Genomic DNA, 12489 nt, shown 5'->3' with positions numbered 1-12489 from the left:
TTTCGAAACCGGCTCTGACCGTCCCGCGCATTTTACCGACGCACCAGTTGGATTCTTGTCATAAGCTGCCACCGGCTGAAGGCGTGCGGAGTCAAGTCCGAGTGACGACGGTGGCGTCTACGCTGTGATCAAACGGTTCGGAGGTTGCCTTACCGACGCGCTCAGGTCTCATATCGACTTTTGACGCTTCCAATCTGCAAGGCCCGCACAGCCACCAACGAATAGTGCGGGAATCACGCGCTCGGTCCTTGCACCACTAAACATCCCCGTCGATTTCGGTTATGTCGATCCATGGCTTATTATCGATCGCAAGTCGCCACCTGCCTTCGAAAAGAGCCCACTGCATCTTCACTCATTTGCCAGGATATTTCGACAAGCGCCGAATTATTTCTCGTATTTTTTCGGAAATTAGCCGTCGGCGGCGCAGTTCGATAAGAGCACCTTTCTGGCGCGGGGTTGGGAAATCCCTGTCTGCCATGTTCGCGATTTCCAGGAAAAGCGCTTCATCACTGGCAAAAATGGCTTCTGCTTCCGCGAAAACATAATCCTGCGCGTAATATTTCCGTCTACCGTCTTTTACCAATTTACCTTCTCTTCTCTCTGCTTTTAAAAGCAGAGCGCGCATAGCTTGTTGGAGTTCGGCTGTTCAATAACATTAGTTAGTCTGAAACGTTGAATTTCAGATGCTTGGCAGTTTCGGCTGGTATGCCTCGCACATACCCACCGCGTGCGGAAACCTGCCCATTGGCGGGAGATGTGGACCGTGATTGCGGCCTGAAATTGCTTGCAGGCCGCGCATGAGCGATCAAAGGAACCTATCGCCGACGCCCTGCGCTTGCCTTTGATGGCCATTACCTCGCGTCAGAAGGGTGCATCAGAAGCTCGCGCTCACCACAGTCCAGCTAACGCGGCCTTTCTGGACCGTCTTGCGCCATTCTTCGCGGGCAGTGAGGTGACCGGCGGACCATTGCTCGTCGCCACATTCGTTGCGCTTCTCTGCGTCAACCTGCCCATAAGCGGTGCCTATGAGCGGTTCTGGGACACGCCGCTGGTCTTGTCCTTCGGCGAGGCGAAGGTCAGCCACAGCTTGGCAGAATGGATCGACCATGCGCTCTTGCCGCTGTTCTTCATCGTGATCGGCGTGGACGTGAAGCGGGAACTGACCATCGGCGCTCTCACCAGATGGCGGACGGCCGCTTTCCCGATCGTCGGAGCGCTCGGCGGCCTTATCGTTCCGGTCCTGCTGTTCCTGGCAGTCGCCGACGGAACTGAGGCTGCGCGGGGGTGGGGTATCGTGATCACCATGGACACGGCCTTCGGCCTGTCAGTCATTGCATTATTCTCCGCCCGCCTGCCGGCAGGGGTTCGTGCCCTGTTCCTCGCTTTCGCTGCCATCGACGACATTGGTGGGCTCCTGGCTATTGCTTTTGGCTACTCCGACCACTTCGCATGGGAGGGAGCGGTCTTGGCGGGATTTGCGATCGCGCTCATCATCCTTCTGCGTCGGCTCCACTGGGTGGCTTCCGTCCCCTACGTGCTTCTGGCTGCGCTGGTCTGGATCGGCATCTTCCAGTCGGGCGTGCATGCGACCATCGCAGGCGTGCTCATCGGCTTTCTGGTTCCAGTCCGCCCGCGACTTGATAGGTCTGAATTTGCTGTTTCAGTACAGCACCGGGTAGACCAGTTCCAGGAAGCGCACGAGCGGGCGCGGGTGACTGAGGATGAACATGAGGCTGAGATCGCGCAGGGTCGGGCGGAGGATCGACTGGGATTTCTGCACGAAATGACGGGGGCAACAGACAAGTCGGGTGAGCGTCTCATCCTCACGCTGACGCCTTGGATCAGCTATGTCGTCCTACCCCTGTTCGCGCTTTCGAACATTCGCATAAGGCTATCCATGGATCTTCTCACCACGGCCGCGACTTCGACCCTGGCTCTGGCAATCGTGATTGGATTGACGGTCGGAAAGCCGCTCGGCTTCCTCACGTTCAGCTGGATCGCGGCGCGATGTGGACTGGCGCGGCTGCCCGAGGGCGTCGACTGGCGCATGATAGCGGCGATAGGCTGCCTCGCCGGCATCGGGTTCACTATATCCCTGTTCATCGCAGGGCTCGCCTTTCCCGGAGGCGAGCAGCTGGACAAGGCGTCCCTGGCAGTGCTGGTCTCCTCGATCCTGTCGGGTGCCATAGGCATGATGGCATTGGCAACGATCCCGCCCACCTCGAAGGCATGACGCGATGCGCGTTCTTGTTTCGCAGGTTGGACGCCCTCGCCAGATCGGATCCACCTCAGAACCCTCTAGCCGGCATCTTCCTCGATTGCGCGTCGCACCGCTGATGCCAGCTCCTCGACCGTGAATGGCTTGCCGATGAGATGCACACCCGGGTCGAGGACACCGTTATGCACAACAGCGTTTCGGGTATAGCCGGTCGTGAACAGAATCTTGAGGCCAGGACGCCGCTTGCGTGCCGCGTCCGCAAGCTTGCGGCCATTGACCTCAGGCATGACGACATCAGTGAACATCAGCGTGATCTCCGGGTGCGCGTCGATCAGCGTGAGAGCCGCCGCCGCCCCGTCGGCCTCTAATACGCGATATCCCAGCTCGCTGAGTGCATCGAACGAGAATTGCCGCACACCCGGCTCATCCTCGACCAGGAGGATCAATTCCTGGCTCTCCCCTCGCGGCAATGTTTCGTCCATCGCGACGCCTGCCACTTCCTCGACCGCGCCCAGGAGGCGGGGAAGATACACCTTGACCGTCGTTCCCTCACCAACCTCCGAATAGATTCTCACGTGCCCGCCCGACTGTTTGACGAACCCATAGACCTGGCTGAGGCCAAGGCCGGTGCCTCGCCCGACCTCCTTCGTGGTGAAGAATGGATCGAACGCCCGGGCAACGACCTCCTGAGGCATTCCACTGCCAGTGTCGCTCACCGCGATCATTACATACTCCCCGGCCGGAACACCAATAAGCTCCTCGGCATAGCGCGAATCGAGGTAACAATTGGCGGTTTCGATAATCAGCTTGCCTCCCCCGGCCATGGCATCGCGGGCGTTGACGGCGAGATTGAGAATCACGTTTTCGAGCTGATTAGGATCGGCAAAGGCCCGCCACAGGCCGCCCGCAAGCACCGTTTCAGGCTGAATGTCGGGTAGCGTGTGGCGCAGCATATCGGACATGCCGTCAACCAGCTTGTTTGCGTCGATCGACTCGGGCTTGAGGGGCTGCTGCCGCGAGAATGCGAGCAGGCGCTGGGTGAGCTGAGCCGCCCGGCGCGCGCCATCCATCGCCGAATCGACATAGCGCCGCGCCCTGGGGTCATCATCGCCCAGCCGTCGAGTCAAAAGATCGAGCGAGCCAACAACCACGGCAAGCATATTGTTGAAGTCATGTGCGATACCGCCCGTGAGCTGGCCGACGGACTCCATCTTCTGGCTCTGGCGCAGCGCATCTTCAGCTTTCGTGCGCTCGGCCACTTCCTGCGCGACCCGCAACTCGAGCCGTTCATTGAGTTCGTGCAATAATGCTTCATCAGCCTTGCGGGCAGTCACGTCGATCGCGACGCCGACAACACGGACACAGCGGACATCATCGAAAACGCCCCGCCCTTTAGCTGCGACCCAACGAACGATGCCGTCTTCCTTGCCGACTGTGCGATATTCAACATCATAAAGCGCGCGCTGACCGGGATCGGCGGCCGCCGCGAAGGCCGCGGTCGTCGCATCGAGGTCATCGGGGTGAAGGCCCGCATAGAAGTCCCGCATCGAGACCGGCACGTCCGGCGAAATGCCGAACATGGCTTTGGTCCGCGCCGGCCAGATCAGCACATCCTCGACAAGATCGACGTCCCACAGACCGATATCAGCTGCCTCCGTCGCAAGGCGAAGCCGTTCTTCGCTTGCCGCAAGCGCGGCCTCGGCGGCTTTACGCTCCGTCAGATCAAGCATCGCACCGATCATGCGCATCGGCGCACCATCGTCGCTGCGCAGCACAGTCCCGCGATCGAGCACGAACGCATGGCTCCCGTCAGCCCGACGGAAACGATATTCGTCGGTCCAGTTTGAACCGCCATGATCAATTACGGCATGAATGCTCTCATCTATCCGCGCGCGATCGTCAGGATGAATATGGTCGAGCCACCACTGCGCGCTTGTCTGCTCCTGCACATGACCAAAGCGTGTTCCCAACGCTTCGTTCCAGATGACGTGACCGTCGGCAAACCGCCAATCCCAGATGACGTCGCTTGTCGCACCGATGGCAAGCCGGTAGCGCTCCTCGATCTCCCGATGACTGGCCTCGATCGCCTTGCGCTCGGTGATATCGAGCGACGTGCCGACAAGGCCAACGACCTCGCCGCCCAAATCCCTGAGAGGTGACTTGGTAGACAACCAGATCGCGCGTCGACCATCGGGGAAGTCCACATTTTCTTCGACTTGCTCCGAGCGACCGCTGACCATGATCCGCTGGTCGGTCTCCATGATCGCGGCAGCCTGCTGCTTGTCCTCAAGTAGCTCGAGATCAGTGCGCCCAATATAATCCTGCGGAACTTTGCCGACCAGCTCGCTTGTGCCGTGATTGCCGATCATTAGCCTGCCGTCGCGGTCCTTCGCATAGACGACGCCTGGCATTGCATCGGCGAAGTTCGTTAGCAGCGCCCGAGCGCTGTCGCGCTCTGCCTCCAGCCGACGCCGGTCGCCCACATCGATAAGAACACCCAGAAAGCTTATCGGCGCGCCGCTTTCATCATGAACGACATGCCCTTTCGCCTCGATCCAGAGATACTGACCATCGGCGCGCAATACGCGATATTGATGTGCATAGCGGCCACCTTTGTCGAGCGCGTCTTCGATGGCACGCTGCAGACCGGAGCGATCATCGGGATGGGCCGTGGTAACAATCTTCTCGAGTGTGACACCATCGCGTCCCGTCGCAGGATCGAGGCCGAAAGCCTCTGCAAACGCCTCATCAACTGTAAAGCGGTCTGCGGGCACATCACAGAACCAAGTGCCGACGATTGCGCCTGCTGCAAGAGCAAGCTTCAGCCGGTCTCCATCAAGACGCGCGCGTGCGACCATGGCCTGCAATTCGTCGAGCGTAGGTGCGTCACTTTCGATCGGATCCAATGCCTTATGCTCCTGATGCCCTTCACCCTATATATTCTGGCGATGCGCCCTTCCAGACCTGTCAGCAGTGACAACGCCATGCCCACCCATTTTAAGAGCGGCAGGTTTCTCCACATTGGTGAGGTCGATGAGAGATAGAGCCCGCTTCTGCCTTTGAATGTCCATGCGACCGCGGCGATCAACATCATGCGGTCGCTCGACCAATTGACATGGAGAGGCTTGGCTGAAGCACCTGCCATGATGGATCAGCTTCTCGCCCATTTTTCCAGCCGGGCCTGATATTCCCTGCGCGCCCGATCGCGATCTGCCTCCAGCTTGGTCACGCGCTTGTCGCCCTCTGCCTGCAGAGTCCGGCGCTCGGCGTCGAGAGCGCGCATCCGGGCGTCTATGTCCGCCAATCCCGCCTTGAGGTTGGCGGACGCCTGGTCGACCGCCTTCCCGGCCGCATCGAGTTTCGCGCGGCTGGGCCGCGGGTTCGTCTTCTTGGGTTTTCGGGCGACAGGCGCAACGGTGGCTTCCGCCTGATCTTCCTTTGCTGCTCTTCTGGTGTTCCTGCGACCGCGATCTGGTGGAGATCGCGTTTCAGCAGCCTCGAAATGGTCACCCGCACTGCCGCGGCTCACCTTGATGACGACGCCGGGTTTGGCGAGCGGCTTCTCCATCAGCTTGGGATCGGTGACCTTTTCGGCGATCCCGCGCGCAAACAGATCTGCCTCCGATCCCCACGCCTTCAGCGCGGCTTTCTGGCTGGGCGCCGCTACATAGGCATCATGGAAGCCGGCGGGGGTACGGAAGACTTTCAGATTCGCCATTATGGGAAAACCACGGTCCGGACGCCTCCGTTCCTGCCCCCGTCCTTCCCTGCTGCTCGTCAGCGCAATCTGTCCGTGGCGCCCATCAACTTTCGGTCGTCTCGCGAGGAACTCGCATTCGCCTGCCCGGCTTGAATGACCAGCTGTCCGGTGGGGGCCGCCACTCCATGGAAGAACGAAGGCCTGACGCTCCAAGGCAAGGCACATCGCCATTCTCACCGCGCCTCTGTCGCGTGCGTCATCAGCAATTCTCGGATACACATGAGAAATCATGTTGGAGATTGATCCTGTTAAGCGCGATTTTTGCCGCGGGCGCTGAAACTACAAACGTCTCGGGAGGCTTTAAGAGCAAAGACAATGTTGAGGAGCAGATATGGCCGATGTGCAAGAAGCCGCCCTTTACCCCGCTTCCCGATCTCATGCACGAACAAGTGATCTGAAGGCCCGGCTTGTCGCCGCCGCTGAATTCTTCAAAAGCCCGACCATGGTCGGCTCATCATTTCCCGCTTCGCATTGGCTGATAAACCGGATGCTGCACGGCATCGACTGGTCTCGTGTGACGACGATGCTGGAATATGGACCGGGGACTGGCGCGTTCACCGCTGCCATTCTCACTCGCCTCCCGTCCCATGCCAGGCTGATCGCCATCGACACCAGCGCGTCTTTCACCGACCATCTGATCTCGGCAATCCCGGACCAACGATTGCACGTCGTGACCGGATCGGCGGCAGATGTGCAGCATATCATGGCCAGTCACGGCCTTTCTCAGGCCGATTGCATCATTTCCGGGCTGCCCTTTTCGACACTCGAGCCAGACGCCGCGACGCAGATCATTGATCGCAGCGCTCAACTCCTGTGCCCACATGGACTCTTCATGGCTTATCAGATGCGGACCGCCGTGCGCCCGCTGCTCGAAGACCGATATGGGTCGGTGCGGGCCGCATATGAATGGCGCAATATACCACCCTGCCACCTGTTCTGGGCATCGGAGCCCAATCAGGCCATGGCGCAGTGAGCGGCCGGCGCGGCTTTCCGCTGCCCGGCTCGCCTCAGAGCCGCTGATTATAGGATGGACCGGTATGCTCGGTAGCGACATTATTGCCGACCGCCTGATCCTGCTCCAGCTCGTCGCCATGCCACAGGTTTCTGCCGACAAATATGACGATGAAAATGGCGATGATGATGCCGACGATAAAGGCGCCGGCTTTTCCCAGCCGGCGCGCGGACGGCTTTTCGTCAGGGGCCATCAACGGGTGCCCTCAAGCAGGATTTCGCCTTCCTCCTCGCCATCCCAATAATGGGCGCGCTTGCCGATCACTTGGATCAGAACAAGTCCGGGGGTCTGGGTGCCCTGCGGCCACCAGCGTTCCAGCCCCTTTGTCCAATGTGCGTCGAATTGAGCCTGATCCCTGATCAAGACGCCCCGCCCCTCGACCGCAACGAAGAAAGGCCGATGGCCGAGCAAGCCAGACTTGCCCTGATAGCTCAGATTGACTGACGGATTGGTCTCGATTTCCGAGACCATCAGCGCAGTTTCGTCAGTGAAGAACCACGCAGTGCCATCATAATCGACTTCGCGGTTGTTGCTCATCGGACGCGATCCGATCGCGCCGTCTGCGGCGTGGGTGGCAAGCATCGCGAAATCGATTTCCTTCATCTTTCGCGACAGATCTTCAAGCGACAATGACATGGCTCTCTCCTTTGCATCCTCAACGCTTGGCAAGGCATATCGGGCCAAGCTGTCTGAAGATGTTATCGGTCCGCCAGCTTGTAGGCCTGGGCAGGAAGCTCTCCGGCGTCCTGATGACTGCTTGTCGACGGCCGGCGGCCGCCACGGACCATTTCCTCGATCCAGGTCAGCAGCAACTGGTTGTAGGCGCGCCGACACCCTTCGTCCCGCAACGAGTGATCAGCGCCTTTGAGGATGCGGTAGCTCAAGGAATTACTGTTGTGGAACGCGGACATGTAGGAGCTGATTGTCGCGTGCGGCACATAGTCGTCTTGCTCTGACTCGACGATCAGCACGTCGCCCGCAAATTGCTCGCAAGCCGCCAGAGCCTTGTCCTCGCGACCCGTGCGGAAGCGAGCCCGATAGGCATTGATAAGATCGCGGTCTAGCATCGCCTTGGGGACATCCCAATGTTCGTCAGGATAGAGAGCAGGGACGCGCAAGGCGAGCCAGTTGACCGGGCGGACGGCAGTGAGGAGCGCGGCGAGATAGCCGCCATAGCTTGTTCCGACGACCGCAATGGCAGATGGATCGACCTGGTCCTGACCGACGAGATAATCATAGGCAGCCACGACGTCGGCAAGACCATGAGAGCGCGTCACCCGGTTGCGCTCTTCGGCGTGCCGGGCATGGCCCCGCAGATCAAAGGTGAAGCAGATACAGCCCAGCTGCGCGATCTCTTCGGCCCTAACCATGTCCTGATCGCGCGAACCGCCCCATCCGTGGATGAAGAGAATGCCAGGAACGAGCTTGTCCGGTGACAGGATGGTCGCGTCCAGACTTTCCCCCTCGACGTCAAAACATATCTGGCTGCCCGTCATTCCAGCTCCATTGCATATTTTGTGATCGGTCCCGCGACCGCATCGATACCGCTATAATAGAGGATGCTACCCTCCGGCGCGGCGTCAAGATGACCATAAATTTCCATCGTGGCGCATGTGACCGCCGACAACGCGCGATCGCGTGCAAAGGCTTCGAAGGCCGCTATCTCGGCGCCGCTTGCACCGCCCGCCCGCCAGCTCTGCTCAAGAACACCGATGCGCATTTCACCGGAAGAATTCATGCCTGCGGCGACGTCATAATTGCGACGAGAGGCCATCAGATCCGGGTAGAATTTCGAGACGGTCGCATCATATGCGATCGCCTTCTCGATCCCTTGCTGCAGATCGTCGGCCAGGCTCAGGCCTGCCAGCTGTTCAAAGCCACCCCTCACCACATGCAGGGTCGAGCCTCCATAGACGGTGGCGCCTTCGTTGTTGGCGGCAAGGCGCTGGGTGCCCCAATAGGAGATGATCTCTCCAAAAAGACATGTCACGCCCACGCTGTAAGTGATGACATTGTCGAGATTCTCTTCGATCACGACGCCGTGACGCGCAATGGCATCCGCATCGAGCTGCGCAATCGCTTCTTCCAGCTCCCCTGGCGAAGTGACGACAAATTGTCCGAGCCCCGCTGTCGCCTCGACCTCCTTCAGACGGATCGAACCATAGCGAAGCATGTCGAGACTCGCTTCGCGCACGGCATCTACGCTGAATGCCGACCAGCCAGTAAGAACATAAGGCGCAAGAGCGGCGCCCAGTTCGGGCCGCCATCCTTCAGGAACTTCGTTGCTGCCTGGAAAAACCGGATGCGTGATGACCTTGCTTCCGACGAAGCCATGTGGAACAACGCCCCCGTAAATCTGGCTTTCGTTGCGGATGCCCAGTTGGCGCGCCATTTCCAGGTCAATCGTGCCGGTCGGAATGAAGAGCGTGTCCCGCGCATCACCATCCGGCTCGGAGACTGGCGCAGGGTCGTTATCGACGAATGTCGCCTGACCAAGCCGGGCTATCCTTCGCGCAAGCTCGGCTCTTGCGACCCTGTCATGTTCGTTGTTCATGGCGCCGGACCGGGTGGTATAGATCTTCACAAGACGGGTCAGATGCGAACTGGCCATTGAACCTCTCAGATCCTGGAGCAACTGCCGTCAGGCAGATATTTCAACAACCCGGCGTCGCAGGTTTATATCCGTGGGCCTTGCGCCCGGAATGCGTGCCTGGGGCCTGGTGTCGCTCCACCGCCGGCGAAGGCATCTTGGCTTGCGACAGACGGTGTCTACGGCGGGAGGGGATGGTGGATAGAGGGCCCACTTTTTATCGGGAGGGCATCGCCTTCTCATTGCCTTCCAACATCGAGCGCCCCTTCGATCTCCCGATCCTGGAGCGACCTCATCTGGACGGTTCCTTCTCCGGACGCGACAGGGCCGGCTTCAACTCCTGTTCGAAGAAATCGATGAATCCTGCCTGATCGTCGCCAGGACATGTCAACACAATATGGTCGAAGCCAGCATCAACATATTGCGAGATCAACTGGACGTGGGCCTGGACATCCGGGCCAGCCGAAACCTTCGAGGCCAGGTCCTCAGGCCGGACATATTGGCTTGCGGCTTCGAAGCCCTGGACGGAAGGAACCTCGCTGTTGACCGACCAGTCGAAGGCAGAAAAGCGAAACCTGTCATGAGCGATGTCCAACCCCTGCTCGGCGCTCGACGCATAGGCAATGACTGCCTCGGCATATCGGGGGCCTGGGTTGCCGGCCTTCGCTTCATAACTCTTCACGAGATCGCCATCTGGTGCGGTCGTCATGATGCCATCGCCCTTTTCAGCGGCGAGTGTGACGGAGGATGGACCACTCACGCCCAGGACGATCGGGATAGGCTCGGTTGGAAGATCATAAAGCTGGGCGTGGTCGACAACAAAATGCGTTCCATGCCAGCTATGAACGCCGCCCTTCCAGAGAAGGCGAAAGATGTCGATCGCCTCACCCAGCATTTCGTGCCGCTCGGGCACCGACGGCCACCGGGCACCGGTGACATGTTCGTTCAGGCGTTCACCCGCGCCGACCGCCAGAGTGAAACGATCGTCACTCATGACCGCGATAGTGGCCGCCGCCTGCGCGACGATGACGGGATGATAGCGCAGGATCGGGCAGGTAAGGCCGGTCGCGATGCCAATGCGATCCGTAGCATGGGCGATGGCGCCCAAGACGCTCCAAGCAAAGGGCGCATGGCCCTGTGACTCGAGCCAGGGGTGGAAATGGTCCGAAATGGAGACGAAATCGAACCCCGCTTTCTCTGCGCGGATCGCATTTTCCACGAGCACCTTCGGCCCGTGCTCCTCCGTCATCAGCTTATATCCGAACTTCGGCATGGGCTGTTCCTCATGGCGCTCGAGATGTTGCAGCCGACCTTGTGCGGGCCCCGGTATCGGTCGGCGCCGCTATCCAACGTCTGCTCTTCGTCATTCTGGCCCCTGCTCAGGCGGGGATCAGGTTGACCGCGGTTGGCTTGGCGGCGGGCAGGCCCCCCGCTTTCGCCTGCGCGGTCAACGCTTCTTTGCGTGCAAGCATCAGATCCCGAAGCGCCACCAGGTCGACATCGGTATCGCGACACTGCGCAAACATGCCTTCGCCGCGCATTTCTTCCTCATGGACGTGGTGCTTGATCTCTTCGGACAGAACCTTGACCTTGGCGTCGAAGAATCTGTCCTGCGTCGAGCCAGCCTCGATGTCATTGATCAGCACCTTGGCACCATCATGTTCGACATAGGCCTCTTCAAGCGTGTCTGCCTCGATCTTGCTTTCGAACGCGGGATAGAAAATCTCTTCCTCGATCAGCGTATGGATTTTGAGCTCGGTGCAAATCTGGTGAGCGATATCGCCCTTCTTCTTTGCTGAAGCGGCTTTCTCATATTGTTCGAATAGCTCTTCGACCGTGCGATGATCGGACTTCAGAAGGGCGATGGCATCACTATATTCGGCCTTGGCCATGACAGGTCTCCTCAGTGGTTTTATCCGCTAAGGAAGCCGCAAACAGACGATCGGTTCCGGTAGCTGCGTAACCTGATCCATCTCAATAATCTGCATCAGGGATGAACGCTTTGGCCTGCGGTTCATTGGGAAAATCTCGATGAATACGGGTCGATCGTCACGCAATTGCCTTGGTGCCCCAAGACAGATTTGTGCGCCGATCGGCACAACAGCGTTACAGAAGGCTGTAAAGGCCAGCGGCCGAGGATCCGATCATCATGGCTGCCAGAAGCACGGCTTCAATCTTGAGAACCAGGGTCGATCCATCACGGTTATTTTGGTCGTTGGGTTTCAAATATCTGCCTTAAAAAATACCCCGTCAAGGCCGGCGAGGTAGTGTCGTCCTGAATATCAGAGGAACCAGAAGAACGAGGCCCCCCACGCATTTGTTCCGTTTCTTATCGCATCAGGCCCACGAGGGCGGCGAACAGCGCCCCGCACAGAATCCCCAGCGCCGGGACACCGTCTACCTCGAAAAACGATGTCGCGCGGGCGGTAGGGTCAGTTTCTGGGCGGCGCAACGTTCGTCTCTCCAATGGGCGTTTGGAATGAAACGACCATTCTCGTCGATAGTTGCACGGGTCAGTCGATCAGGCTGACGATCCCGGCAGCGGCGCTGATGATCATCATCGCAGTCAGCACAAGGGCCTCGATGGTCAGTATCATGTCGCGACCACTGCGCATCAGATATCGATCTCGCGGCACTCCATCTCATCCTGGATTGCCATTTCCTGGCTCGTCAACTCGTCCCGATCCTCGATTCTGTTCCAGACCGTGATCAGTTCCATGTCGGTCATTGCAGCGGCGGCAGCCGCGGCTTTGAGGTGATCATCCATGATGGTGACTCCTTTCAGCAAGCGACCTAGCACTGATCGAGTTGGCGGTCGCGTGCAAATGTAGCGGCATGGGAACGGCACCGGCGCGACACGGCACCGTTCGCGCAAAGAAAAGACCCTGCCGTTTCTGGCAGGGTCAGTG

The 12489-nt window shown here is 59.3% G+C and carries 12 protein-coding genes; 2 read left to right on the top strand and 10 right to left on the bottom strand.

Annotated features, from left to right (window positions below; translation table 11 throughout):
* Nucleotides 1-352: 352 nt before the first annotated feature.
* Complete coding sequence (locus tag HH800_RS26645; RefSeq protein ID WP_155276485.1) at nucleotides 353-625, bottom strand: hypothetical protein; 273 nt, start codon at nucleotides 623-625, stop codon at nucleotides 353-355.
* Nucleotides 626-784: 159 nt separating this feature from the next.
* On the opposite strand from HH800_RS26645, the gene nhaA reads away from it, so the two are divergent.
* Nucleotides 785-2233, top strand: coding sequence for a Na+/H+ antiporter NhaA (nhaA, locus tag HH800_RS26640; RefSeq protein WP_017502769.1), 1449 nt, complete (start codon nucleotides 785-787; stop codon nucleotides 2231-2233).
* Nucleotides 2234-2298: 65 nt separating this feature from the next.
* Here nhaA and HH800_RS26635 read toward each other — a convergent pair whose 3' ends face one another.
* Nucleotides 2299-5076, bottom strand: coding sequence for a PAS domain-containing protein (locus HH800_RS26635; RefSeq protein WP_051886940.1), 2778 nt, complete (start codon nucleotides 5074-5076; stop codon nucleotides 2299-2301).
* A 293-nt stretch (nucleotides 5077-5369) separates the two neighbouring features.
* Nucleotides 5370-6209 carry a hypothetical protein gene (locus HH800_RS26630; RefSeq protein ID WP_235682141.1) on the bottom strand — a complete coding sequence of 280 codons (840 nt, stop codon included), beginning with the start codon at nucleotides 6207-6209 and terminating at the stop codon, nucleotides 5370-5372.
* A 100-nt stretch (nucleotides 6210-6309) separates the two neighbouring features.
* Here HH800_RS26630 and HH800_RS26625 point away from each other — a divergent pair, with 100 nt between their 5' ends.
* Nucleotides 6310-6951, top strand: a complete 642-nt coding sequence (locus HH800_RS26625) for a class I SAM-dependent methyltransferase (protein ID WP_026109710.1) — start codon at nucleotides 6310-6312, stop codon at nucleotides 6949-6951.
* 34 nt (nucleotides 6952-6985) lie between these two features.
* Here the strand turns inward: HH800_RS26625 and HH800_RS26620 are convergent, their stop codons facing one another.
* The 7 genes from HH800_RS26620 to HH800_RS26590 all read right to left on the bottom strand — a co-directional run bounded on the left by HH800_RS26620 (nucleotide 6986) and on the right by HH800_RS26590 (nucleotide 12347).
* Nucleotides 6986-7183, bottom strand: a complete 198-nt coding sequence (locus HH800_RS26620; protein WP_017503584.1) for a hypothetical protein — start codon at nucleotides 7181-7183, stop codon at nucleotides 6986-6988.
* On the bottom strand, nucleotides 7183-7626 hold the full coding sequence (locus tag HH800_RS26615) for a pyridoxamine 5'-phosphate oxidase family protein (RefSeq protein ID WP_026109711.1): 444 nt from the start codon (nucleotides 7624-7626) through the stop codon (nucleotides 7183-7185). Before HH800_RS26615 ends, HH800_RS26620 begins: the two co-directional genes overlap by 1 nt.
* 62 nt (nucleotides 7627-7688) lie before the next feature.
* Complete coding sequence (locus HH800_RS26610; RefSeq protein ID WP_017503586.1) at nucleotides 7689-8486, bottom strand: alpha/beta hydrolase family protein; 798 nt, start codon at nucleotides 8484-8486, stop codon at nucleotides 7689-7691.
* Complete coding sequence (locus tag HH800_RS26605; RefSeq protein ID WP_017503587.1) at nucleotides 8483-9601, bottom strand: DUF3182 family protein; 1119 nt, start codon at nucleotides 9599-9601, stop codon at nucleotides 8483-8485. The genes HH800_RS26610 and HH800_RS26605 overlap by 4 nt, the downstream gene beginning before the upstream one ends.
* Before the next feature lie 271 nt (nucleotides 9602-9872).
* On the bottom strand, nucleotides 9873-10853 hold the full coding sequence (locus HH800_RS26600) for a TIGR03557 family F420-dependent LLM class oxidoreductase (protein WP_017503799.1): 981 nt from the start codon (nucleotides 10851-10853) through the stop codon (nucleotides 9873-9875).
* Between the two features lie 106 nt (nucleotides 10854-10959).
* The gene (locus HH800_RS26595; RefSeq protein ID WP_037521887.1) at nucleotides 10960-11472 is read right to left on the bottom strand and encodes a hemerythrin domain-containing protein; all 513 of its coding nucleotides are present in this window, start codon (nucleotides 11470-11472) and stop codon (nucleotides 10960-10962) included.
* A gap of 722 nt (nucleotides 11473-12194) precedes the next feature.
* Nucleotides 12195-12347, bottom strand: a complete 153-nt coding sequence (locus tag HH800_RS26590; protein ID WP_169863489.1) for a hypothetical protein — start codon at nucleotides 12345-12347, stop codon at nucleotides 12195-12197.
* Nucleotides 12348-12489: the final 142 nt, after the last annotated feature.

It is taken from the genome of Sphingobium yanoikuyae, assembly GCF_013001025.1.
Taxonomy (GTDB): domain Bacteria; phylum Pseudomonadota; class Alphaproteobacteria; order Sphingomonadales; family Sphingomonadaceae; genus Sphingobium; species Sphingobium yanoikuyae_A.
This window is presented reverse-complemented; position numbering and strand designations above follow the sequence as displayed.

Excerpts from the sequence above, each read along its gene's own strand:
- HH800_RS26625 (WP_026109710.1), top strand. The coding sequence starts at position 6,310 with ATGGCCGATGTGCAAGAAGCCGCCCTTTACCCCGCTTCCCGATCTCAT.
- HH800_RS26590 (WP_169863489.1), bottom strand. The coding sequence starts at position 12,347 with ATGGATGATCACCTCAAAGCCGCGGCTGCCGCCGCTGCAATGACCGAC.
- HH800_RS26600 (WP_017503799.1), bottom strand. The coding sequence starts at position 10,853 with ATGCCGAAGTTCGGATATAAGCTGATGACGGAGGAGCACGGGCCGAAG.
- HH800_RS26635 (WP_051886940.1), bottom strand. The coding sequence starts at position 5,076 with ATGGTCGCACGCGCGCGTCTTGATGGAGACCGGCTGAAGCTTGCTCTT.
- HH800_RS26645 (WP_155276485.1), bottom strand. The coding sequence starts at position 625 with ATGCGCGCTCTGCTTTTAAAAGCAGAGAGAAGAGAAGGTAAATTGGTA.
- HH800_RS26610 (WP_017503586.1), bottom strand. The coding sequence starts at position 8,486 with ATGACGGGCAGCCAGATATGTTTTGACGTCGAGGGGGAAAGTCTGGAC.
- HH800_RS26595 (WP_037521887.1), bottom strand. The coding sequence starts at position 11,472 with ATGGCCAAGGCCGAATATAGTGATGCCATCGCCCTTCTGAAGTCCGAT.
- HH800_RS26620 (WP_017503584.1), bottom strand. The coding sequence starts at position 7,183 with ATGGCCCCTGACGAAAAGCCGTCCGCGCGCCGGCTGGGAAAAGCCGGC.
- HH800_RS26630 (WP_235682141.1), bottom strand. The coding sequence starts at position 6,209 with ATGATTTCTCATGTGTATCCGAGAATTGCTGATGACGCACGCGACAGA.
- HH800_RS26605 (WP_017503587.1), bottom strand. The coding sequence starts at position 9,601 with ATGGCCAGTTCGCATCTGACCCGTCTTGTGAAGATCTATACCACCCGG.
- HH800_RS26615 (WP_026109711.1), bottom strand. The coding sequence starts at position 7,626 with ATGTCATTGTCGCTTGAAGATCTGTCGCGAAAGATGAAGGAAATCGAT.